26 protein-coding genes are annotated in these 22,679 nt (G+C 63.0%); all 26 read right to left on the bottom strand.

Features of this window, described 5'->3' with window-relative positions; genetic code table 11:
* Positions 1-5: 5 nt before the first annotated feature.
* A complete protein-coding gene (rpsE, locus tag EHH60_RS01150) occupies positions 6-602 on the bottom strand; it encodes a 30S ribosomal protein S5 (protein WP_014494507.1) in 597 nt (198 codons plus the stop codon).
* Between the two features lie 47 nt (positions 603-649).
* A complete protein-coding gene (gene rplR / locus EHH60_RS01145) occupies positions 650-1,012 on the bottom strand; it encodes a 50S ribosomal protein L18 (protein WP_024342458.1) in 363 nt (120 codons plus the stop codon).
* 11 nt (positions 1,013-1,023) lie between these two features.
* A complete protein-coding gene (gene rplF, locus EHH60_RS01140) occupies positions 1,024-1,557 on the bottom strand; it encodes a 50S ribosomal protein L6 (RefSeq protein WP_124157681.1) in 534 nt (177 codons plus the stop codon).
* 16 nt (positions 1,558-1,573) lie between these two features.
* A complete protein-coding gene (gene rpsH / locus EHH60_RS01135; protein ID WP_027554158.1) occupies positions 1,574-1,972 on the bottom strand; it encodes a 30S ribosomal protein S8 in 399 nt (132 codons plus the stop codon).
* Positions 1,973-1,986: 14 nt separating this feature from the next.
* Complete coding sequence (rpsN, locus tag EHH60_RS01130) at positions 1,987-2,292, bottom strand: 30S ribosomal protein S14 (RefSeq protein WP_024342455.1); 306 nt, start codon at positions 2,290-2,292, stop codon at positions 1,987-1,989.
* Between the two features lie 46 nt (positions 2,293-2,338).
* Positions 2,339-2,896, bottom strand: a complete 558-nt coding sequence (gene rplE, locus EHH60_RS01125) for a 50S ribosomal protein L5 (RefSeq protein ID WP_018647250.1) — start codon at positions 2,894-2,896, stop codon at positions 2,339-2,341.
* Positions 2,889-3,203 carry a 50S ribosomal protein L24 gene (gene rplX / locus EHH60_RS01120; RefSeq protein WP_028177970.1) on the bottom strand — a complete coding sequence of 105 codons (315 nt, stop codon included), beginning with the start codon at positions 3,201-3,203 and terminating at the stop codon, positions 2,889-2,891. Before rplX ends, rplE begins: the two co-directional genes overlap by 8 nt.
* Entirely contained in the window at positions 3,203-3,571 is a 369-nt protein-coding gene (gene rplN / locus EHH60_RS01115) for a 50S ribosomal protein L14 (protein WP_007603030.1), read from the bottom strand. The genes rplX and rplN overlap by 1 nt, the downstream gene beginning before the upstream one ends.
* Positions 3,572-3,655: 84 nt before the next feature.
* Positions 3,656-3,904 carry a 30S ribosomal protein S17 gene (rpsQ, locus tag EHH60_RS01110; RefSeq protein WP_024342452.1) on the bottom strand — a complete coding sequence of 83 codons (249 nt, stop codon included), beginning with the start codon at positions 3,902-3,904 and terminating at the stop codon, positions 3,656-3,658.
* 13 nt (positions 3,905-3,917) lie between these two features.
* Positions 3,918-4,124 carry a 50S ribosomal protein L29 gene (gene rpmC, locus EHH60_RS01105; protein WP_011088144.1) on the bottom strand — a complete coding sequence of 69 codons (207 nt, stop codon included), beginning with the start codon at positions 4,122-4,124 and terminating at the stop codon, positions 3,918-3,920.
* A gap of 5 nt (positions 4,125-4,129) precedes the next feature.
* The gene (gene rplP, locus EHH60_RS01100; protein WP_008136349.1) at positions 4,130-4,543 is read right to left on the bottom strand and encodes a 50S ribosomal protein L16; all 414 of its coding nucleotides are present in this window, start codon (positions 4,541-4,543) and stop codon (positions 4,130-4,132) included.
* A gap of 30 nt (positions 4,544-4,573) precedes the next feature.
* Positions 4,574-5,299 carry a 30S ribosomal protein S3 gene (gene rpsC, locus EHH60_RS01095; protein ID WP_014494500.1) on the bottom strand — a complete coding sequence of 242 codons (726 nt, stop codon included), beginning with the start codon at positions 5,297-5,299 and terminating at the stop codon, positions 4,574-4,576.
* Positions 5,300-5,316: 17 nt separating this feature from the next.
* Positions 5,317-5,703, bottom strand: a complete 387-nt coding sequence (gene rplV, locus EHH60_RS01090; protein ID WP_008549264.1) for a 50S ribosomal protein L22 — start codon at positions 5,701-5,703, stop codon at positions 5,317-5,319.
* A gap of 10 nt (positions 5,704-5,713) precedes the next feature.
* Positions 5,714-5,992 carry a 30S ribosomal protein S19 gene (gene rpsS / locus EHH60_RS01085; RefSeq protein WP_008136357.1) on the bottom strand — a complete coding sequence of 93 codons (279 nt, stop codon included), beginning with the start codon at positions 5,990-5,992 and terminating at the stop codon, positions 5,714-5,716.
* A gap of 12 nt (positions 5,993-6,004) precedes the next feature.
* The gene (rplB, locus tag EHH60_RS01080; protein WP_092294147.1) at positions 6,005-6,838 is read right to left on the bottom strand and encodes a 50S ribosomal protein L2; all 834 of its coding nucleotides are present in this window, start codon (positions 6,836-6,838) and stop codon (positions 6,005-6,007) included.
* Positions 6,839-6,850: 12 nt separating this feature from the next.
* The gene (locus tag EHH60_RS01075; RefSeq protein ID WP_124157680.1) at positions 6,851-7,153 is read right to left on the bottom strand and encodes a 50S ribosomal protein L23; all 303 of its coding nucleotides are present in this window, start codon (positions 7,151-7,153) and stop codon (positions 6,851-6,853) included.
* Complete coding sequence (gene rplD, locus EHH60_RS01070; protein ID WP_018647243.1) at positions 7,150-7,770, bottom strand: 50S ribosomal protein L4; 621 nt, start codon at positions 7,768-7,770, stop codon at positions 7,150-7,152. Before rplD ends, EHH60_RS01075 begins: the two co-directional genes overlap by 4 nt.
* Before the next feature lies 1 nt (position 7,771).
* A complete protein-coding gene (gene rplC, locus EHH60_RS01065) occupies positions 7,772-8,485 on the bottom strand; it encodes a 50S ribosomal protein L3 (RefSeq protein ID WP_024342448.1) in 714 nt (237 codons plus the stop codon).
* Positions 8,486-8,537: 52 nt separating this feature from the next.
* A complete protein-coding gene (gene rpsJ, locus EHH60_RS01060; RefSeq protein WP_002712302.1) occupies positions 8,538-8,846 on the bottom strand; it encodes a 30S ribosomal protein S10 in 309 nt (102 codons plus the stop codon).
* An 80-nt stretch (positions 8,847-8,926) separates the two neighbouring features.
* Positions 8,927-10,117 (bottom strand): elongation factor Tu, encoded by a 1,191-nt coding sequence (gene tuf / locus EHH60_RS01055; protein ID WP_028177965.1) that lies wholly within the window; start codon positions 10,115-10,117, stop codon positions 8,927-8,929.
* A gap of 40 nt (positions 10,118-10,157) precedes the next feature.
* Positions 10,158-12,230, bottom strand: coding sequence for an elongation factor G (gene fusA / locus EHH60_RS01050; protein WP_124157679.1), 2,073 nt, complete (start codon positions 12,228-12,230; stop codon positions 10,158-10,160).
* A 33-nt stretch (positions 12,231-12,263) separates the two neighbouring features.
* Positions 12,264-12,734, bottom strand: coding sequence for a 30S ribosomal protein S7 (gene rpsG, locus EHH60_RS01045; RefSeq protein ID WP_018647239.1), 471 nt, complete (start codon positions 12,732-12,734; stop codon positions 12,264-12,266).
* Positions 12,735-12,749: 15 nt separating this feature from the next.
* On the bottom strand, positions 12,750-13,121 hold the full coding sequence (gene rpsL, locus EHH60_RS01040; RefSeq protein WP_007603006.1) for a 30S ribosomal protein S12: 372 nt from the start codon (positions 13,119-13,121) through the stop codon (positions 12,750-12,752).
* An 852-nt stretch (positions 13,122-13,973) separates the two neighbouring features.
* Complete coding sequence (locus tag EHH60_RS01035; RefSeq protein WP_124157678.1) at positions 13,974-15,974, bottom strand: ABC transporter ATP-binding protein; 2,001 nt, start codon at positions 15,972-15,974, stop codon at positions 13,974-13,976.
* A gap of 132 nt (positions 15,975-16,106) precedes the next feature.
* Positions 16,107-18,167, bottom strand: coding sequence for an FAD-dependent oxidoreductase (locus EHH60_RS01030; RefSeq protein WP_124157677.1), 2,061 nt, complete (start codon positions 18,165-18,167; stop codon positions 16,107-16,109).
* A 192-nt stretch (positions 18,168-18,359) separates the two neighbouring features.
* Positions 18,360-22,556 carry a DNA-directed RNA polymerase subunit beta' gene (gene rpoC / locus EHH60_RS01025; RefSeq protein ID WP_124157676.1) on the bottom strand — a complete coding sequence of 1,399 codons (4,197 nt, stop codon included), beginning with the start codon at positions 22,554-22,556 and terminating at the stop codon, positions 18,360-18,362.
* Positions 22,557-22,679 lie beyond the last annotated feature (123 nt).

Raw genomic sequence — 22,679 nt, 5'->3', positions numbered from 1 at the left:
TTCCGTTAGTCGGCAGCCGCCTCGGCATCGCCACCGATGCGGCGCGACTGCAGAGTGGACACCTTGATGTTGCGGCGGGCTGCGACCGAACGCGGCGAATCCTGATGCTTCAGCGCGTCGAAAGTTGCGCGAACCATGTTGTACGGGTTCGACGAGCCGATCGACTTCGCCACCACGTCCTGGACGCCCAGCGTCTCGAACACGGCGCGCATCGGGCCGCCGGCGATGATGCCGGTACCGGCGGGAGCTGCACGCAGGTAGACACGGCCCGCGCCATGACGGCCGGCGATATCGTGATGGAGCGTGCGGCCCTCGCGCAGCGACACGCGCGTCAGGTTGCGCTTGGCGGACTCGGTCGCCTTGCGGATCGCCTCGGGCACTTCGCGCGCCTTGCCGTGACCGAAGCCGGCACGACCCTTCTGGTCGCCGATCACGACGAGCGCTGCGAAACCGAAGCGCTTGCCGCCCTTGACGACCTTGGCCACGCGGTTGATGTGGACGAGCTTGTCCACGAACTCGCTGTCGCGCTCCTCGCGCTCCCTGCGTTCACGTCCGCCGCCGCGTTGATCGCGTCCACCACGTTGTTCGCGTTCAGCTGCCATGGTTTTTCCAATCCTTCAGAGGCTTACGCCCCAATCTTCAAATTCTGTTAGAAGCTCAGCCCACTCTCACGCGCCGCGTCGGCCAGAGCCTTGACACGCCCGTGATAGAGATAGCTGCCGCGATCAAACACGACTTCCTTGACGCCCTTCTCGGCGGCGCGCTCGGCCAGCAACTTGCCAACCGCCTTCGCCGCATCGATGTCGGCACCGGTCTTGCCGCCGTCGCGCATCGACTTCTCGAGCGACGAGGCGGAGGCCAGTGTCTCGCCTTTCAGGTCGTCGATGACCTGGGCGTAGATGTGCTTCGACGAACGGAACACTGACAGGCGCGGACGGCCGCCGGCGGAACGGCGCAGCTTCAGCCGCACGCTCCGCTTGCGCCGGGCATTCGTAACCTTGGCTTTCGACATGACCGGCTCCGTTACTTCTTCTTGCCTTCCTTGCGGAAGATGAATTCGCCCACATACTTCACACCCTTGCCCTTGTAGGGCTCCGGCGGACGGTAGGAGCGGATCTCGGCGGCGACCTGGCCGACGCGCTGGACGTCGCTGCCCGCCACCGTGATCTCGGTCGGCTTCGGCACCGTGATCGTGATCCCCTCGGGGATCGGATAGATCACGTCGTGGCTGTAGCCGAGCGCGAGCTGCAGGTTCTTGCCCTGCATCGCGGCGCGATAGCCGACGCCGGTGATCTCGAGCTTCTTCTCGAAGCCCTTGGTGACACCCTCGACCAGATTCGCGACCTGGGCGCGAGCGGTACCGTACAGCGCGCGCGCGCGGTTGGTCTCGGCCCGCGGCTTGACCTTGACCTGGCCGTTCTCGAGCTTCACCTCGACGTCGTCATGAACGATGAACTGAAGCTGGCCCTTCGGCCCCTTCATCTTGACGGTCTGCCCATCGACGGTCGCGGTAACGCCCGACGGCACCGGGACAGGCTTTTTGCCAACACGTGACATGGATCGAAAATCCTTCTCAGAACACCGTGAAGAGGACTTCACCGCCCACATTCGCGTCGCGCGCGCTGTGGTCGGCCATGATCCCCTTCGGCGTCGACAACACCGAAATGCCGAGTCCGTTGTTCACCCGCGGCAGGTTCTTCACCGAGGCGTAGACGCGACGCCCGGGCTTGGAAACGCGCTCAATCTCGCGGATGACGGGCTCGCCGTCGAAATACTTCAGCTCGATCTCGATCTCGCTGCGCCCCGAGGAATGCTCGAGCGTGGCGTAACCGCGGATGTAGCCTTCGGTCTTCAGAACCTCGAGCACGTTCTCGCGCATCTTCGAGCCAGGCGTGGAGACCTTGGTCTTCGAACGCATCTGCGCGTTGCGGATACGGGTGATCAGATCGCTGATTGGATCGTGCGTTGACATCTAAACGACCCTCCTTACCAGCTGGACTTCACGAGGCCCGGGACCATGCCCTTGGAGCCAAGGTCGCGCAGCGCGATACGGGACAGCTTGTTCTTGCGGTAGTTCGAGCGCGGGCGGCCCGACAGCTCGCAGCGCAGGCGGATGCGGGTCGCCGACGAATTGCGCGGCATCTCCGCCAGCTTCAGGGTCGCGGCGAACCGCTCCTCCATCGGCAGCGTTTTGTCGGCGATGATCGCCTTCAACCGCTCGCGCTTGGCGGCGGCGTTCTTCACCATCCGCTTGCGCCTGTTGTTCTTCTCGACTGAACTCTTCTTTGCCATGCTTGGCTCCTGGGTATCCGCGTTTGAGAGGCTTTAGGTCAGCGTCTCACTGCCGGAACGGGAAATTGAAAGCGGTCAACAAGGCCCTCGCCTCTTCGTCGGTCTTGGCCGTGGTGCAGACGGTGATGTCCATACCGCGGGCTTCCGTGACCTTGTCGAAGTCGATCTCGGGGAAAATGATGTGCTCCTTGATGCCGAGCGAGTAGTTGCCGCGGCCGTCGAAGCTCTTCGGATTCAGGCCGCGGAAGTCGCGGACGCGCGGCAGCGCGACCGTCACCAGGCGATCGATGAACTCGTACATGCGGGCCTTGCGCAGCGTGACCTTGCAGCCGATCGGCTGGTTCTCACGCAGCTTGAACGTCGCGATAGCGATACGCGAATAGGTCACGATCGCCTTCTGGCCGGCGATCTGGGTCAGCTCGGCAGCAGCGGTCTCGGCCTTCTTGCGGTCGTTGACGGAATCGCCGACGCCCATGTTCAGCACGACCTTGTCCAGGCGCGGAACCTGCATGACGTTCTCGTAACCGAACTTCTCGGTCAGAGCCGTGCGGATCTTCGCATCATATTCCGCGCGCAGGCGCGGCGTGTAAGCGGCCTCAGCCATCGATCTCAGCTCCCGAGCTCTTGGCGATGCGGACCTTCTTGCCGTCCGCCAGAATCTTGAATCCGATGCGGGTCGGCTTTCCGTCCTTGCCGACATACGCGATATTGGACAGTTGGATCGGCGCCTCTTTCGAGATGATGCCGCCCTCCTGGGCCTGCGTCTGCTTCTGGTGACGCTTGACCACATTGATGCCGCGCACGAGCGCGGTGCCGGCGTCGGGACGCACCTCGAACACTTCGCCGGTACGGCCTTTGTCGCGGCCCGTCAGCACGACGACCTTGTCGCCCTTGCGGATCTTCGCAGCCATCACAGCACCTCCGGCGCGAGCGAGATGATCTTCATGTGGTTCTTGGCGCGCAGCTCGCGCGGCACGGGCCCGAAGATACGGGTGCCGACCGGCTCGGACTGGTTGTTGATCAGCACGGCAGCGTTGCGGTCGAAGCGGATGACCGAACCGTCGGCGCGGCGGATGTCCTTGCGGACGCGCACCACGACGGCCTTCATCACGTCGCCCTTCTTCACCTTGCCACGCGGAATGGCTTCCTTGATCGACACGACGATGATGTCGCCGATCGTGGCGTAGCGGCGCTTGGAGCCTCCGAGCACCTTGATACACATGACACGGCGTGCGCCAGAATTGTCGGCCACGTCGAGGTTGGTCTGCATCTGAATCATTGATGCACCTCGTCCTCTTTCTCTTTGCGCCAGCCCAGCCGGCGCTCAACATTTACCTGAAATCGGTCGGCTAGAGCCAACAAATCAGGCGCTTTTCTTGTGTTCGCCCCGGATCACGACCCAGCGCTTCAACTTCGAAATCGGCTTGGTTTCCTCGATCCACACCATGTCGCCCGGCTTGAACTGGTTGCTCTCGTCGTGCGCGTGGTAATTCTTGGAACGGCGGATGGTCTTCTTGTAGATCGGGTGCGTGAAGCGGCGATCAACACGCACCACGATGGTCTTGGCTTGCTTGTCGCTAACGACCACGCCCTGCAAAGTACGTTTCGGCATCTTCGTAAGCCTCTTACTTCTTCTTGGCGCGCGTCTGCGCGGCGACGGTCTTGATCCGGGCGATGTCACGGCGAGCCTCGCGCAGGCGCGAGGTGTTCTCGAGCTGCCCGGTGGCGCGCTGGAAGCGCAGGTTGAAGCGCTCCTTCTTCAGGTTCAGGATGGCGTCATCCTGCTGGTCGGGGCTCATCGCGCGGATGTCTTCGATCTTCATCTGGGCCATGGCCATTACTCCGCAATGCGCTCGACGAAGCGCGTCTTGATCGGCAGCTTGGCTGCCGCCAGGGTCAACGCCTCACGCGCGGTCTGGGTGTTGACGCCGTCAATCTCGAACAGCACCCGGCCCGGCTTGACGCGCGCGACCCACAATTCCGGCGAACCCTTGCCGGAACCCATGCGGACTTCGGCCGGCTTCTTGGACACAGGAACGTCGGGGAACACGCGGATCCAGACGCGGCCGGCGCGCTTCATGTGACGGGTCAGCGCGCGACGGGCGGCTTCGATCTGGCGCGCGGTGACGCGCTCAGGCTCGGTCGCCTTCAGGCCGAACTGGCCGAACGCCAACGTCGCGCCCGAAGACGCAACGCCGTGGATGCGGCCCTTATGCGCCTTCCGGAACTTCGTTTTCTTAGGTTGCATCATGGCTTTAAGCCCTCAAATTCCTGGTGCAGATCAGGCTGCAGCCGTATCGCGGCGCTGACGGCCACCTCGATCGCCACTACCACCGGTCTCGCCTTCGGCCATTCTCTTGTCCTGGGCCATCGGATCGTGCTCGAGGATCTCGCCCTTGAAGATCCAGACCTTGACGCCGCAGGTGCCGAAGGTCGTGAACGCAGTCGCAACGCCGTAGTCGATGTCGGCGCGTAGCGTGTGCAGCGGCACGCGGCCTTCACGGTACCACTCCATGCGCGCGATTTCCGCGCCGCCGAGACGTCCCGAGCAGTTGATGCGGATGCCTTCCGCGCCGAGACGCATCGCCGACTGCACGGCGCGCTTCATGGCACGGCGGAACGCCACGCGGCGCTCGAGCTGCTGCGCGATCGACTCGGCCACCAGCGTCGCGTCGAGTTCCGGCTTGCGGATTTCCACGATGTTGATGACGACGTCGGACGAGGTGATGTCCGCGACCTTCTTGCGCAGCTTGTCGATGTCCGCGCCCTTCTTGCCGATCACCACGCCCGGGCGGGCCGAGTGGATGGTGACGCGGCACTTCTTGTGCGGACGCTCGATCACGATGCGGGCAACGGCCGCCTGCTTGAGCTCCTTGTGCAGGATCTCACGGATCTTGACGTCCTCATGCAGCAGCTTGCCGTACTCCTGCTTACCGGCGAACCAGCGGGAATCCCAGGTCCGGTTGATGCCGAGACGCAGACCGATCGGATTGATCTTTTGACCCATCGTGTTCTCCTGCGCCCTTAAGCGGCTGCTTCGGCTTCGACCTGACGAACGATGATCGTCAGCTGCGAAAATGGTTTGTAGACACGGCCCGAGCGGCCGCGGCCGCGGGCGGCAAAGCGCTTCATCACGAGGCCGTTGCCGACGAAAGCCTGCGCCACGACGAGATCGTCGACGTCGAGGTCATGGTTGTTCTCGGCGTTCGCGATAGCCGATTCCAGACACTTCTTCACATCGACCGCGATCCGCTTGCGCGAGAACTGCAGGTCGGCGAGCGCGGCAGACGCCTTCCGGCCGCGAATGAGCTGGGCGACCAGGTTGAGCTTCTGCGGGCTCACCCGCAGCATCCGGGCGACCGCCTTGGCCTCGTTGTCGGCGAGGCTCCGTTCGCGCTTAGGTTTGCTCATCGTTTAATCCTCAAGCCTTCTTGGCTTTCTTGTCGCCGGAGTGGCCATGGAAGGTCCGGGTCGGCGAGAACTCGCCGAACTTGTGACCGACCATTTCCTCGTTGACGGCCACCGGCACGTGCTTCTGACCGTTGTAGACGCCGAAGGTCAGGCCGACGAATTGCGGCAGGATCGTCGAGCGACGGCTCCAGATCTTGATGACGTCATGACGGCCGGACGCGCGCGCGGCATCTGCCTTCTTGAGCAGAGAACCCTCGACGAACGGGCCTTTCCAGACTGAACGAACCATGTCCGGCGTTCCTTACTTCTTCCGCTTGTGGCGGCTTAGGAGAATGAATTTGTTGGTCGATTTGTTGGTGCGGGTCTTCTTGCCCTTGGTCGGCTTGCCCCACGGAGTGACCGGGTGGCGACCGCCCGAGGTACGACCTTCACCACCGCCGTGCGGATGGTCGATCGGGTTCATCGCGACACCGCGGTTGTGCGGGCGACGGCCCATCCAACGCTTGCGACCGGCCTTGCCGATCGAGGTGTTCATGTGATCCGGGTTCGACACCGCGCCGATCGTGCCGCGGCAACGGCCGTGAACCAGGCGCTGCTCGCCCGAGTTCAGGCGGATGATGACGTAGTCCTGGTCGCGGCCAACGAGCTGGGCATAGGTGCCCGCGGAACGCGCGAGCTGACCGCCCTTCCCGATCTTGACTTCGATGTTGTGGATGATCGTGCCGACCGGCATGTTGCCGAGCGGCATGACGTTGCCGGGCTTCACGTCGACGTAGTTGCCGGCGACGATCGTGTCACCCACGGCCAGGCGCTGCGGCGCCAGGATGTAGGCCTGCTCGCCGTCCTGATACTTGATCAGGGCGATGAAGCCGGTGCGGTTCGGATCATACTCCAGCCGCTCGACGGTCGCGGGGACGTCGATCTTCTCACGCTTGAAGTCGACCGTGCGCAGCGTCTGCTTGTGACCGCCACCGCGAAAGCGCACGGTGATGCGGCCGGTGTTGTTGCGGCCGCCCGAGGACTTCTTGCCCTCGGTGAGCGCCTTGACCGGCTTGCCCTTGTACAGGGCCGAACGATCGACCATGACCAGCTGGCGCTGGCCCGGCGTCGTGGGATTGAATGTCTTCAGTGCCATCGTCGTACGACCTTACAGACCGGTGGTGACGTCGATCCGGTGACCCTCTTCGAGGGTCACGATCGCGCGCTTGCTGTTCGACTGAGAACCGAGATTACCGCGGAAGACCTTGACCTTGCCCTTGCGGACCAGCGTGTTGACGCTCTTGACCTTGACGTCGAACAGCTTCTCGATCGCTTCCTTGATCTGCGGCTTGGTCGCCTTCGCGGCCACCTTGAACAGCACCTTGTTGTGCTCCGAGGCGATCGTCGCCTTTTCGGTCACGACCGGCGACAGGATCACGTCGTAGTGGCGAGGCTCGATGTTCTTCGTCATTTGAAGCGCGCCTCCAGCGCATCGATGGCGGCCTTGGTCAGAACCAGCTTCTGACGGCGCAGGATGTCATAGACGTTGATGCCCTGGATCGGCAGCACGTCCATGTTCGGGATGTTGCGGGCCGCAGCGGCAAAACCGTTGTTGAGCTCGGCGCCGTCGATGATCAGCGCGTTGGTGAGCCCGAGGCCCGAGAAGTGACCGAGCAGCGCCTTGGTCTTGGCGGCCTCGAGCGCGGCCTTCTCGATCACGACGAGATCGCCATCCTTGGCCTTGGCCGAGAGCGCATGCTTCAGAGCGAGCGCGCGGACCTTCTTCGGCAGGTCGGTGGCGTGCGAACGCACCACCGGACCGAAGGCACGACCACCGCCGCGGAACTGCGGCACGCGAGCCGAACCGTGACGAGCACCGCCGGTGCCCTTCTGCTTGTACATCTTCTTGCCGGTGCGCCAGATCTCGGCGCGGCCTTTGGCCTTGTGCGTGCCGGCCTGGCGCTTGTTGAGCTGCCACTGCACGCAGCGCGCGATGATGTCTTCGCGCGGCTCGAGGCCGAAAATGGCGTCGGAGAGCTGGACCGAGCCGGCTTCCTTACCTTCGAGGGTGGTGACCTTCAATTCCATCTCACGCCTCCTGCGCAGCCGGAGCGGCTTCCGCGTCGCCAGCAACCTTGAACTTGCCGGGCTTCGGAGCTTCCTTCGGCAGCGGCTTCTTGACGGCGTCGCGCACGCGGATCCAGCCGCCCTTGGAGCCGGGAACGGCACCTTCGACGAGGATCAGGCCGCGCTCGACATCGGTCTGAACGACGCGAAGGTTGAGCGTGGTGATGCGGTCGACACCCATGTGGCCGGGCATCTTCTTGTTCTTCCAGGTCTTGCCGGGGTCCTGACGGCCACCGGTCGAACCGATCGAGCGGTGCGAGATCGACACACCGTGCGTGGCGCGCAGACCGCCGAAGTTCCAGCGCTTCATGCCGCCGGCGAAGCCCTTACCGACCGAGGTGCCGGTGACGTCGACGAACTGACCGACGACGAAGTGATCCGCCTGGATTTCGGCGCCGACCGGGATCATCGCATCCGCGCTGACCCGGAACTCCTCGACCCGCCGCTTCGGCTCGACCTTGGCGACCGCGAACTGGCCGCGCTCGGCCTTCGGCATGTAAACGGTCTTGCGGCTGCCAGAACCGAGCTGGAGCGCGACGTAACCGTTCTTCTCTTCGGTACGGTGGCCTACGACCTGGCAATTGCCGAGCTTCAGCACGGTCACGGGGATATGTTCGCCGGCCTCCGTGAAGACCCGCGTCATCCCGACCTTTTGTGCGATCACTCCGGAGCGCATCGGCTTGCTTCCTGTTCTTTCTGTCCGCTTTGAGCGAACGGGATCCAAAATCTTAGAGCTTGATCTCGACGTCGACACCGGCGGCCAGGTCGAGCTTCATCAAAGCATCGACGGTCTGCGGGGTCGGATCGACGATGTCGAGCAGGCGCTTGTGTGTGCGCATCTCGAACTGTTCGCGGCTCTTCTTGTCGACGTGGGGCGAACGGTTGACGGTGAACTTCTCGATGCGGGTGGGCAGCGGAATGGGTCCGCGGACCTGCGCGCCGGTGCGCTTCGCCGTGTTCACGATCTCACGGGTCGACGTATCGAGGATACGATGGTCGAACGCCTTGAGACGGATACGAATGTTTTGGCCGTTCATTGCCGTGTCTCTCTTCAGTGGGTGGCGAATAGCGAATAGCGAATGTCACCATTCGCTACTCGCCGTCCCTTTTCTCGTAATTACTCGATGATCGAGGCGACGACGCCGGCGCCGACGGTGCGGCCGCCCTCGCGGATCGCGAAGCGGAGCTTCTCTTCCATCGCGATCGGCACGATCAGGTGCACTTCCATCGCGATGTTGTCGCCCGGCATCACCATCTCGGTGCCTTCCGGCAGGTGCACGACACCGGTCACGTCGGTGGTGCGGAAGTAGAACTGCGGACGGTAGTTGGTGAAGAACGGGGTGTGGCGGCCGCCCTCTTCCTTGGTGAGGATGTAGGCCTCAGCCTTGAACTTGGTGTGCGGCTTGACCGAACCGGGCTTGGCCAGAACCTGGCCGCGCTCGACGTCCTCGCGCTTGGTGCCGCGGAGCAGCGCGCCGATGTTGTCGCCGGCCTGGCCCTGATCGAGCAGCTTGCGGAACATTTCAACGCCGGTGACGGTGGTCTTCTGGGTGGCGCGGAGACCGACGATCTCGATTTCCTCGCCGACCTTGACGACGCCGCGCTCGACACGGCCGGTCACCACGGTGCCGCGGCCCGAGATCGAGAACACGTCTTCAACCGGCATCAGGAACGGCTGGTCGATCGGACGCTCCGGCTGCGGGATGTACTCGTCGACGTTGCGCATCAGCTCGAGGATGGCGTCGTGGCCGAGCTTCTTGTCGGAATCTTCGAGAGCGGCGAGCGCCGAACCCTTGATGATCGGGATCTTGTCGCCGGGGAATTCGTACTTCGACAGCAGCTCGCGGACTTCGAGCTCGACGAGCTCGAGCAGCTCCGGATCGTCGACCATGTCGCACTTGTTGAGGAACACGACCAGCGCGGGCACGCCGACCTGGCGGGCGAGCAGGATGTGCTCGCGGGTCTGCGGCATCGGGCCGTCAGCGGCCGACACGACGAGGATCGCACCGTCCATCTGGGCGGCGCCGGTGATCATGTTCTTCACGTAGTCGGCGTGGCCGGGGCAGTCGACGTGGGCGTAGTGGCGGTTCTGCGTCTCGTACTCGACGTGCGCGGTCGAGATGGTGATGCCGCGGGCCTTCTCTTCAGGCGCCTTGTCGATCTGGTCGTACGCGGTGAACGTCGCACCGCCGGTCTCGGCGAGGATCTTGGTGATCGCCGCGGTCAGCGACGTCTTGCCATGGTCGACGTGACCGATGGTGCCGATGTTGCAGTGCGGCTTGTTACGTTCAAACTTTGCTTTGGCCATTTGACTCTCCGTTCAATCGTCAGCTTGAGACCGACGACAATCAGGCAAACTTCTTCTGGACTTCTGCCGACACGTTGGCCGGCGCTTCTGCGTAGTGGTCGAACTGCATGGTGAAGGTCGCGCGACCCTGGCTCATCGAGCGCAGATTGTTCACGTAACCGAACATGTTCATGAGCGGCACCATCGCGTTGATGACGTTGGCGTTGCCGCGCATGTCCTGACCCTGGATCTGACCGCGCCGGGAATTCAGATCGCCGATGACCGAGCCGGTGTAGTCCTCCGGGGTCACCACTTCGACCTTCATGATCGGCTCGAGCAGGACGGACTTGCCCATCTGCAGCGCTTCGCGGAAGCAGGCGCGCGAGGCGATTTCGAAGGCGAGCGCCGACGAGTCGACGTCGTGATACTTGCCGTCCACGAGCGTCACCTTGACGTCGACCACGGGGAAGCCCGCAACCACGCCGGACGACAGCACGCTCTCCAGACCCTTCTCGACGCCGGGGATGTACTCCTTCGGCACCGCGCCGCCGACGATCTTCGATTCGAACTCGTAGCCCTTGCCGGGCTCGTTCGGCTCGACGATGAACGACACGGCCGCGAACTGGCCAGTACCGCCAGTCTGCTTCTTGTGGGTGTAGCTGTGCTCCACCCGCCTGGTAACGCGCTCACGGAACGCCACCTGCGGCGCACCGATATTGGCGTCGACCTTGTAGGTGCGCTTGAGGATGTCGACCTTGATGTCGAGATGGAGTTCGCCCATGCCCTTGAGGATGGTCTGGCCGGACTCGTGGTCGGTCGACACGCGGAAGGACGGATCCTCCGCAGCGAGCTTGGCCAGCGCCACGCCCAGCTTCTCCTGGTCGGCCTTGGACTTCGGCTCGATCGCGATCTCGATGACCGGCTCGGGGAATTCCATCTTCTCCAGGATCACCTGCTTGTCGGGATCGCACAGCGTGTCGCCGGTGCGCGCTTCCTTCAGGCCGGCCAGCGCGACGATGTCGCCGGCATAGGCTTCCTTGATGTCCTCGCGGTTGTTCGCATGCATCAGGAGCATGCGCCCGATCCGCTCCTTCTTCTCGCGGGTCGAGTTCACGACGCCGGTGCCGCTCTGCAGAATGCCGGAGTAGATGCGGCAGAAGGTGATGGTGCCGACGAACGGGTCGTCCATGATCTTGAACGCGAGCAGCGCCAGGGGCTCCTTGTCGTCCGCCTTGCGCACGACTTCGTTGCCCTTGTCATCGGTGCCCTTGATCGCGGGCACGTCGAGCGGCGACGGCAGATAATCGACGACGGCGTCGAGCAACGGCTGCACGCCCTTGTTCTTGAAGGCCGAGCCGCACAGCACGGGATAGAAGGCGCCGGTCAGCACCGCCTTGCGGATCAGCCTCTTCAGCGTCGCCTCGTCCGGCTCCTTGCCGTCGAGATAGGCGGCCATGGCATCGTCATCGAGCTCGACGGCCGCTTCCACCATCTTCTCGCGGTATTCCTTGGCCTGGTCGACGAGGTCTTCCGGAATGTCGACATAGTCGAACTTGGCGCCGAGCGACTCATCGTTCCAGACCACGCCCTTCATCTTCACGAGGTCAACGAGCCCCTTGAAGTTGTTCTCGGCACCGATCGGAAGCTGGATCGCGACGGGCTTGGCGCCCAGGCGGTCGACGATATCGGACAGACACTTGAAGAAGTCCGCACCGATCTTGTCCATCTTGTTGGCGAAGACGATGCGCGGAACCTTGTACTTGTCGCCCTGGCGCCAGACAGTCTCGGTCTGGGGCTCGACGCCCTGGTTCGAGTCGAGCACACAGACGGCGCCGTCGAGCACACGCAAGCTGCGCTCGACCTCGATGGTGAAGTCGACGTGGCCAGGCGTGTCGATGATGTTCAGGCGCTTGCCGTTCCAGAACGCGGTGGTGGCAGCCGAAGTGATCGTGATGCCACGCTCCTGCTCCTGCTCCATCCAGTCCATCGTCGCGGCACCTTCGTGCACTTCGCCGATCTTGTGGCTCTTGCCGGTGTAATAGAGGATGCGCTCGGTCGTCGTGGTCTTGCCGGCGTCGATATGCGCCATGATACCGAAGTTACGGTAGTCCTCGATGGCATGTTGGCGGGGCATGGGTCGTTCCTTGCGAGTCCGAGTGTGGCGCCGTTACCAGCGGTAGTGCGAGAAGGCGCGGTTGGCTTCCGCCATGCGGTGCACGTCTTCGCGCTTCTTGACGGCGTTCCCCCGGTTATTCGACGCATCCAAGAGCTCCGCCGAGAGCCGCTCGGTCATCGTCTTCTCGTTGCGCTCGCGCGCAGCGGCGATCAGCCAGCGGATGCCCAGGGCCTGACGGCGGGTCGAGCGAACCTCGACCGGAACCTGGTAGGTCGCGCCGCCGACGCGGCGGGAGCGCACCTCGATGGTGGGCATCACGTTCTCAAGCGCCTGCTCGAACACGCCGAGCGGGTTCTGCTTGGTCTTGCTTTCGATGATGCCGAACGCGCCGTAGACGATCCCTTCGGCGACCGACTTCTTGCCGGCGTACATCACCGAGTTCATGAACTTCGTGACGATGATGTTCCCGAACTTCGGATCGGGAAGGACTTCACGCTTTTCAGCAGAATGGCGACGAGACATAGACCTGGTTCCCGCTTACTTCGGACGCTTGGCGCCGTACTTCGAACGACGCTGCTTACGGTTCTTGACGCCCTGGGTATCCAGAACGCCGCGGAGGATGTGGTAGCGCACGCCCGGCAAGTCCTTGACACGGCCGCCGCGGATCATGACCACCGAGTGCTCCTGGAGGTTATGGCCCTCGCCGGGGATGTAGCCGATCACCTCGAAGCCGTTGGTCAGGCGCACCTTGGCGACCTTACGAAGCGCCGAGTTCGGCTTCTTCGGGGTCGTGGTGTAGACGCGGGTGCAAACACCACGCTTCTGCGGCGACTGCTGCAGCGCCGGCACCTTCTTGCGCGACTTCTGCACTTCACGCGGTTGAGCGATCAGCTGGTTGATCGTCGGCATCCTGGCCTTACCCTTTGTTCTGCCGCGGCCCCTTCCGGGTCCGCTGTCTTGCCGCGGCCCGTTGCCGGAACCGCAAATTCTTTCGAGCCACCCGCCCGACGAGGCCGCTTCATGCGGAACAATCCACACAAAGCGAAATTGCGCCAACCGCTCCATTACCGAGCGGAAAGCGCTTCGACGCCACAGAGGACCGCAGTAATGAGGCCATTCGGCGTGAAGCCGCGGCCCGCGCACTGAGGTCATGCATCCGAATTCGATCTCAAGAGAACTTGCTCAAGAGAACTAAAGTCGCACTGGCATTGCCTAGCTATGATCGACAGCGTTTGAGCGGCATTCGTCGAGGTTGGTGCCCGTCTTGCACGATCCCTCGTGGACTTGGTCCTTTGGGATCAACGGGTGGCCCGTTCCGACGCTGGCGATGCTCACCGCCTGTCGTTAAGTGAGGCGCTTTCTATAGGCGAGAATCGGTCCAGTCAAGGCGAAACGAGAGTCAGAAAGCGCTTCATGCGCCTGCAGAAACAAGCCTCTTCGGCGCCTTCACCGCGCCAGCCCGATCGGGGAACAAAGGGCCTGCCCGTCAGCTCCGGCGACATTATACCCGGATTAAATATACTTTTATTGCCAGAATGAAGCTCTTTTCCCAGCTTATGAACGAATCCGCCTTCTGCGCGGGGATCCAGCGCAATCGCCTGTCGTGACGCCAGGTTCGCCAGCGATCTCCGGGCGGCGCGGATCGATCGGCAGAAGTCGATGCCGCCGACCTGAGGAAGCCAATAAATCAGCGGCTCCTCTCCAGCCGAACGATTCTCATCCGGGAATCACTGAGCCGGAGCTGCAATGCACGGCCCCGGGTCACTCCTCGTCCTCTTCGTCATCGAGATCGTCTTCATCGCCTCTGTCGTCGTCGTGAGCCGACGCGCCATGCGGCTGATGGATCTGGTCGTTCCACAGCTTGCGATAGGTGCCGTTCTTGGCGAGCAATGCGGCGTGGGAGCCGCGCTCGATCGCCCTGCCCCCTGAAATCACGATGATCTCGTCCATCTCGACCACCGAGGTCAGACGGTGAGTCGACCAGATCATGGTGCGGCCCTTGGCGATCTTGAGCAGCGTGCGGTTGATCGCGGCCTCCGTGGTCTGGTCGAGCGCCGATGTGGCCTCGTCCAGCAGCAGCACGGACGGGTTACGGATGATTGCGCGCGCGATCGCGATGCGCTGGCGCTGGCCGCCTGACAGCGTGTCTCCACGCTCGCCGACCGGCGTGTCGTATCGCTGCGGCAGGCTCATGATGTAGCGGTGGATCTCGGCCTTCTTGGCCGCCTCCTCCACTTCCTCGTCGGTCGCCCCCTCCTTGCCCAGCCGGATGTTCTCGCGGATCGACATGTTGAACAGCATGTTCTCCTGGAACACCACGGCCATGCTCCGGCGCAGCGAATCCAGCGTCACCTTGCGGACGTCGACGCCATCGATGGTGACGCGGCCTTCGTCGGGCACGTAGAGCCGCAGGATCAGGTTGAGCAGCGTGCTCTTGCCGGAGCCGCTCGGTCCGACGATCGCGATGCGCTTGCCCGCATTGAGCTTGAGACTGAGATTGTCCAGCACCGGGGTCTGACTGCCCTCGTACTGAAAGGTGACGTGATCGAACGTAATGTCGTGGGTGATGCGCGGCAGATCGGGCGCGCCGGGTCGATCGGCGCTCCGCGTCGGCTCGTCGAGCAGTTCCTGGATGTGGCGGATCGCGGCGGCCGAAGAGATCGACACCGGGATGAAATGCATCACATGAGCGATGTTGTAGGAAACCTCCCAGAACGCGCTCTCGAAGGTGACGAAGGTGCCGATGGTAATCTGGCCCTTGGTCGCGAGATACGCGCCGATCGCGAGCACCACGAGGTGCAGGAGGAGCACCGAGATGGTGACCGTCCGCTCCACCATGGTCGAGAGGAACGCGGCCGAGGCGATCTTGTTGCGGGTCTCATCGTTGCGCAAGGTGAAGAAGCCGAACATCTTGCGTTGCAGGCTGAACGCCTTGATCACAGCCTGGGCGGCCACGTTCTCCTGCACCATGCCGAGCAGCGCACTCTCGTTGAGCTTCTGCTCGTAATTGGCCTGCACCGCCTTGGGCGTCAGGATCCGCGGGCCGATCAACGTGATCGGGAACACCAGCAACGCGACCACCGCAAGCTGCCAGTTCAAGAACAACATCAGGATAATGCCTGCGACCAGTTCCAGAAATGGCAGCGCAGCGCTGTTTGCAAAGGTCTTGACCGAGCCTTCGAAAGCCGAGAGGTCGACGGAGAAGCGCGACAGGATCTCGCCGCGCTTGGTGCGCCCGAAATAGGCTGCCGGCAGGTCCTGGACGTGCTCGAACAGGCGCCTGCGGACGTCGGAGATGATGCAGGCGGCAAGCCGCGCGTCCCAGCGCTCGTACCAGACGGCCACGATCGAGGTGAAGATGCCGGCGACCGCAAGCACGCCGAGGATCTTGTACAGCGCCTGGAAATCCTCCTCCCCGAGCGCCTCGTCGATCAGGAACTTGAGGCTGAGCGGCATGATGACGTTGAACAGCGTCTCCACGAAGACGCCGAACGCCACGAATGACAGCATCCGCTTGTAGTTCGTCAGATAAGGTTTGACGAATCCGACGATGGTCGCGAGCGCGCCAGCCGCTTCGCGCGCGGTAAAAACGACGAGGTCCTCGTCCTCATCGTCATCGTCGAGCTCGTCATCCCCCTCGTCTTCGCCGTCCTCGTCATCTTCGAGGTCCGGCCTGGCAGCGGAGGCGAGCTTGTCGTCGAGCTCGGCCGCCTCTTCCGCGGCGAGCTTCTGTTTGTCGGGCGAGTGAGGCTTGGACGCCATGAAACCAACCGATGCTGACGGCCGGCATGACCGCAGAGAATGCAGGAATAGCGGCAACCGCTATTGCACCGATTCTATGCGATCAAGATGAATTCGGCAAAACAATTGGCGAATCCGATGCACGCCGTGCGGCTAATCCTCGTCCTCATCTTCGACCTTGTCGAAGAACGAATAGCGCAAGCTGTCGGCGTCGGCGTACCACTGTCCCGGCCCCTTGTTGGCGGCGAGCGTCGCCTCCCAGAGCGCATCGGTGCAATCCTTGCGGTGCATCGACAGGTCGAAGCCGTTGCCGAAGAACAGTTCGGACCATTCCCACCAGGTGCCGAGTTTCTTGACCCCACGCAGGAGATCGTAGCGATCGATCAACGCGGGCGCCATGTCCGAGGTGATCGAGCCGAACACGAGGCCGGTCTTGACCACGCGGTTGAGCTCGCGGATCGCACGGGCCACCTGCTTCGGGGAAAGATGGCAGAGGCTGGTCTCGAACACGAAGTCGAAGGCACCGTCCTTGAACGGCATGTCCGTGATCGAGCCGAGCTTGTTGTACTTCTTCAGCGCTTTCGGCGTCTTGGCATGGATAGCGCGGTTGTTCTCGATTCCCCATGCATCGATGCCGCGATCGCGCAGCGCGCCGACCAGTTCGCCGCTTGCGGAGCCCGCCACAAGCAGCTTGGCGCCTTCGGCCTTGTTCCAGACGATGCTGATCAGCTTGGCGAGATAGTCGGGATCGGTGAAGTGGCGCCAAGCCTCGTGATAGGGACCGAGGCCGCGGTAGTTCTCGAAGTAATCGCGATCGATCTTGTCGGAGAGCGGCTTGTCCCCCTGCGCGCGCTGCCGGCGCAGACGCATCATCTCGGTGAGGATGATGTCTGTGGCGGCGTCCGAGGAGTCGAGCAGCCCGTTCAGCGTCGAGTCGAACAGGTAGTCGCCGACCACGACGACGCCCGGATGCTCCTTCGGCTCCGGCCGGTGGTTGGTCATGACGTCGCGCACGGGCAAGCCGCCCGGAATCGCATTCACCGACGACAGCCAGCGGTGGATCTTGCCTTCCATGAAATGCAAACGCGCATCGCCGAGAGAAGCGGGCAGCGATTTCAGGGCGGCATCGATTAGCTCCTGATCCGACAGATTGGCAAATGCCAGCGCATCGGATCCGGGAATGAGCCAGTTCAGAACGCCATGCTTGCCGACGTCGTGGCGCGCGCCCTCGTTGTAGACGCAGCAGCCGCCGAAAGCCTCCGACATGAACCAGGCGCCCGGAATCTGCTCGCCCCAGAACGGCTCGTCGAACAGGATTGAGACGCGCAAATAGTGCGCGGGGCGGTCGAAATAGGCAACGTGCTTGACCATCGACTTGCGCAGTTGCTCGCCCTCCCAACTGAGGGTGGCGAGCCAGGAATGCGGCAGGCAGACCAGCACGAGATCGAAGTCTCGGGTCTCCGGCCCCTTGCCGTTCATCATCTTGAGCTGATAGCGGCCGGTCGGCGCCTTGCCGACGGTGAGCACGCGGTGATTGAGCTGGATGTCGGCATTAACCTCCGACTGCAGGCATTCGATCAGCTGCTCGTTGCCGTTCTGGATGGAATAGAGGCCGATATAGCCGTCGACGTCCATGAGATAGTTCTTGAGCGCGTTGAGACCATTGGTGTTGTGGCTCTCGGTCGCGATGTCGGAGCGCGCCATCACCTTGAAGAAGCGCTTTGCCGTCTCGTCCTCGACCTCCTCGTCGAGCACCTGCTCGGCGGTCTTGTAGGCCCAGGGATTCTCGTTGTCGTGCGCGCCGACGCCCTCGTAATATTCGATCGGCGACATCACCTCGGTGCATCGCTTGCGGAATGCCTCGATCGCCGCTGCGGTCTTGGCGCCGTATCTGCGGCGCATGCCCGGCACGTCATTGAGGAGCTCGCCGCCGAACTGCACCTGCTCGGCGTCCATCGGAATGGTCTGGAGGCCGAAATGCTGGATCAGCTCGCGCAGCGGATCCGGTCCCGTCATCGAGTAGTCGTAGATCTCGGCAACCCCGGCTTCGTACATCGCGGGCGCCGAATCGAATTTGCGCGTGGCGATCTTGCCGCCCAGCCGGTCTGAGGCCTCGTAGATGGTGACGCGACAGAGATCGCCGAGCTTACGCTTCAGATACCAGGCGCTCATCAGCCCGCCGGGGCCGCCGCCTACGATTGCAAGATCAAGCATGAGAGTTCCGTGGTCTCCGGCCTGCCCCCTTCACGGGATCACCGGTCTAAGCTCTCCTAGCAGAAGCGCTTTTACGGCTGAAGGAAAGATGAACAAAGGCTGATCCTGCATCGCAGCAAGGAAACAAAGCAGCAAAAAGGCCGGCAAAAAGCCGGCCTTTTCATTGTCCTCGGTATTCCTACGGATGAACGATCATTCCGCAGGCGGCAGCGCAGGAAGCTCGGCTTCCGGCGCGGGCGACACGACGGCCGCCTGCTTCTCGCGCTCGTCCAGGATCAGCTTGTCGCGCTTCATGGCGACTTCGCGGATCTTGGCCATGGAGGCGCCGGTGCCCGCCGGAATCAGCCGGCCAACGATGACGTTCTCCTTGAGGCCTTCGAGCGGATCGATCTTGCCGTTGACCGCCGCCTCGGTGAGGACGCGTGTGGTCTCCTGGAACGATGCCGCCGAGAAAAAGGACCGCGTCTGGAGGCTCGCCTTGGTGATGCCGAGCAGAACCGGCGTTCCCGTGGCGGGCTTCTTGCCCTCTTCCTTGGCCTTCACGTTCAGCGCGTCGAACTCGATCTTGTCGACCTGCTCGCCGGAGATCATGTCCGTATCGCCCTGATCGGTGATTTCCACCTTCTGGAGCATCTGACGGACAATCACCTCGATGTGCTTGTCGTTGATGAGCACGCCCTGCAGCCGGTAGACCTCCTGGATCTCGTTGACCAGATAGGCCGCGAGTTCCTCGATGCCCTTCACCGCAAGGATGTCGTGCGGCGCCGGATTGCCCTCCACGATGAAGTCGCCCTTTTCGACGACGTCGCCGTCCTGAAGGTGGATGTGCTTGCCCTTCGGGATCAGGTACTCGCGCGGCTCGTCGGTCTTGTCCATCGGCTCGATCGAGATTCGGCGCTTGTTCTTGTAGTCGCGCCCGAACCGGATGGTGCCCGCGATTTCGGCGATGATCGCCGCATCCTTCGGCCGCCGAGCCTCGAACAGTTCCGCCACCCGCGGCAGACCGCCGGTGATGTCACGCGTCTTGGCGCTTTCGGTCGAGACACGGGCGAGGATATCGCCTGGCTGTACCTTGGCTCCGATGTCGACCGAGAGAATGGCGTCGACCGACAGCATGTAGCGGGCATCGCCGCCACGGGCGAGCTTGAGCACCTTGCCGTCCTTGCCCTTCACCACGATGGCCGGACGAAGGTCCGAGCCGCCGCGCGTCGAGCGCCAGTCGATGACCACGCGCTTGGCGATACCGGTCGCTTCGTCGAGCGTTTCCGAGATCGACTGCCCCTCGACCAGATCCTCGAAGCCGATGGTTCCTTCGACTTCGGTGAGCAGCGGACGGGTGTAGGGATCCCACTCGACGATACGCTGGCCGCGCTTGACCATGTCGCCCTCGTCCACGTGCAGGCGCGAACCGTACTGGATACGGTGCGTCGCACGCTCGGTGCCGTCGGCATCGACGATCGCGACAACCATGTTGCGCACCATCGCGATCAGGTGACCTTCGCTGTTGCGGGCGATGGCCTTGTTCCTGATCACGATCTTGCCGTCGAAGTTGGCTTCGACGAAAGACTGCTCGTTGAGCTGCGCCGCACCACCGATGTGGAAGGTGCGCATGGTGAGCTGGGTGCCCGGCTCGCCGATCGACTGCGCCGCGATGACGCCGACCGCTTCGCCGTGGTTGACCGGCGTGCCGCGGGCGAGGTCGCGGCCGTAGCACTTGCCGCAGATGCCGTTGACGAGCTCGCAGGTCAGTGCCGAGCGGATCTTCACCTCCTGCACGCCACCCTGCTGAATGGCCTCCAGATGGCTCTCTTCCATCAGCGTATCGCGCTTGATGATCACCTTGCCCGAGCTGTCACGCACGTCTTCGCAGGCCGTGCGTCCGAGGATGCGCGAGCCGAGCGAAGCAACCACGGTGCCGGCATCGACGATGGCGCGCATCTTGATGCCGAGCTTGGTGCCGCAGTCGCTCTGCGTGATGATGCAGTCCTGCGCCACGTCGACGAGACGACGCGTCAGGTAGCCGGAGTTCGCGGTCTTCAACGCGGTGTCCGCGAGGCCCTTGCGGGCGCCGTGGGTCGAGTTGAAGTACTCGAGCACCGAGAGGCCTTCCTTGAAGTTCGAGATGATCGGCGTCTCGATGATCTCGCCCGACGGCTTGGCCATCAGGCCGCGCATGCCGGCGAGCTGGCGCATCTGGGCCGGCGAACCGCGGGCACCGGAGTGAGCCATCATGTAGATCGAGTTGATGTCGGCTTCGGCTCCGCTCGCCGTCTTCTTGGTGGCGGAGATCTCCTTCATCATCGCCTTGGCGATTTCTTCCGTGGCCTTCGACCAGGCGTCGACGACCTTGTTGTACTTCTCGCCATGCGTGATCAGACCATCGTTGTACTGCTGCTCGAAATCCTTCGCCAGCGTACGGGTGGTATCGACGATCTTCCACTTGCCGTGCGGCACGACCATGTCGTCCTTGCCGAACGAGATGCCGGCCTTGAACGCGTTGTAGAAGCCGAGCGCCATGATGCGGTCGCAGAAGATCACCGTCTCCTTCTGTCCGCAGTGACGGTAGACCTGGTCGATGACGCCGGAGATCTCGCGCTTGGTCATCAGCTTGTTGATGATCTCGTACGAAATCCGCGGGTTCTTCGGCAGCAGATTGCCGAGCATGACGCGGCCGGCGGTGGTTTCAATCCAGCGCTTGGAGACCTTGCCGGTCTCGTCCATGCCTTCCCACCGGTACTTGATCTTGGTGTGGAGGTGGATGACCTTCGCGTGCAGCGCGTGCTCGAGCTCGGCCATGTCGCCGAACACCTTGCCCTCGCCGGGCAAGCCTTCGCGCATGATCGAGACGTAGTACAGGCCGAGCACGATGTCCTGCGACGGCACGATGATCGGCTGGCCGTTCGCCGGATGCAGGATGTTGTTGGTCGACATCATCAGGACGCGCGCTTCCAGCTGCGCTTCGAGCGACAGCGGAACGTGCACGGCCATCTGGTCGCCATCGAAGTCGGCGTTGAACGCGGAGCAGACCAGCGGATGAAGCTGAATTGCCTTGCCCTCGATCAGCACGGGCTCGAACGCCTGGATGCCGAGGCGATGCAACGTCGGCGCGCGGTTGAGCAGCACCGGATGCTCGCGGATGACCTCGTCCAGGATGTCCCAGACCTCGGGCCGCTCCTTCTCGACCAGCTTCTTGGCCTGCTTCACGGTGGTGGACAGGCCCTTGGCGTCAAGCCGCGAATAGATGAACGGCTTGAACAGCTCGAGCGCCATCTTCTTCGGCAGGCCGCACTGATGCAGACGCAGCTCGGGACCGACCACGATCACCGAACGGCCCGAATAGTCGACGCGCTTGCCGAGGAGGTTCTGGCGGAAGCGGCCCTGCTTGCCCTTGAGCATGTCGGCGAGCGACTTCAGCGGGCGCTTGTTGGCGCCCGTGATGACGCGGCCGCGGCGGCCGTTGTCGAACAGCGCGTCGACGGCCTCCTGAAGCATGCGCTTCTCGTTGCGGATGATGATGTCGGGCGCGCGCAGCTCCATCAGCCGCTTCAAACGATTGTTGCGGTTGATGACGCGGCGGTAGAGGTCGTTGAGATCCGAGGTCGCAAAGCGGCCGCCGTCGAGCGGCACTAGCGGACGCAGGTCCGGCGGGATCACCGGCACCACGGTCATGATCATCCATTCCGGCTTGTTGCCGGAGTGGCGGAACGCTTCCACGATCTTCAGGCGCTTGGCGAGCTTCTTGTGCTTGATGTCGGAGTCGGTCTCCTGCATCTCGACGCGCAGCGAGGCCTCGAGCTTCTCGAGGTCCATGCCCTTGAGCAGCTCGCGGATCGCTTCGGCGCCGATCATGGCGGTGAAGGAATCCTGGCCGTACTCGTCCTGCGCCTTCAGATACTCGTCTTCCGACAGCAGCTGACGGTCCTTCAGCGCGGTGAGGCCCGGCTCCAGCACGACGTAATATTCGAAGTAGAGGATCCGCTCGAGATCCTTCAGCGTCATGTCGAGCAGGAGGCCGATGCGCGAGGGCAGCGACTTCAGGAACCAGATGTGGGCGACGGGAGCTGCGAGCTCGATATGGCCCATGCGCTCGCGCCGGACGCGCGACAGCGTGACCTCGACCGAGCACTTCTCGCAGATGATGCCCTTGTACTTCATGCGCTTGTACTTGCCGCACAGGCACTCGTAGTCCTTGATCGGCCCGAAGATGCGGGCGCAGAACAGGCCGTCGCGCTCGGGCTTGAAGGTCCGGTAGTTGATGGTCTCCGGCTTCTTGATCTCGCCGTAGGACCAGGACAGAATCTTCTCTGGGGACGCGATCGAGATCCGGATCTGGTCGAAGACCTGCGCCGGCGTCGTCGGATTGAAGAGATTCATAATTTCTTGGTTCATCGTCTTCTCCTCGCGTGCCGGTCGCCTCCGGCCGCAAATTCGAAAATCACTCAAGCGGGGCGCCCTGCCCTCAAGGCTTCAGGCGGGGCGCCGATGCCCGGCCGCGAAGGCCGGGCATGAAAG

The sequence above is a fragment of the Bradyrhizobium sp. RP6 genome (assembly GCF_003837805.1).
GTDB lineage: Bacteria > Pseudomonadota > Alphaproteobacteria > Rhizobiales > Xanthobacteraceae > Bradyrhizobium.
Note: the sequence above shows the minus strand (reverse complement) of the source record. Positions and strands in the feature narration are given on the sequence as shown.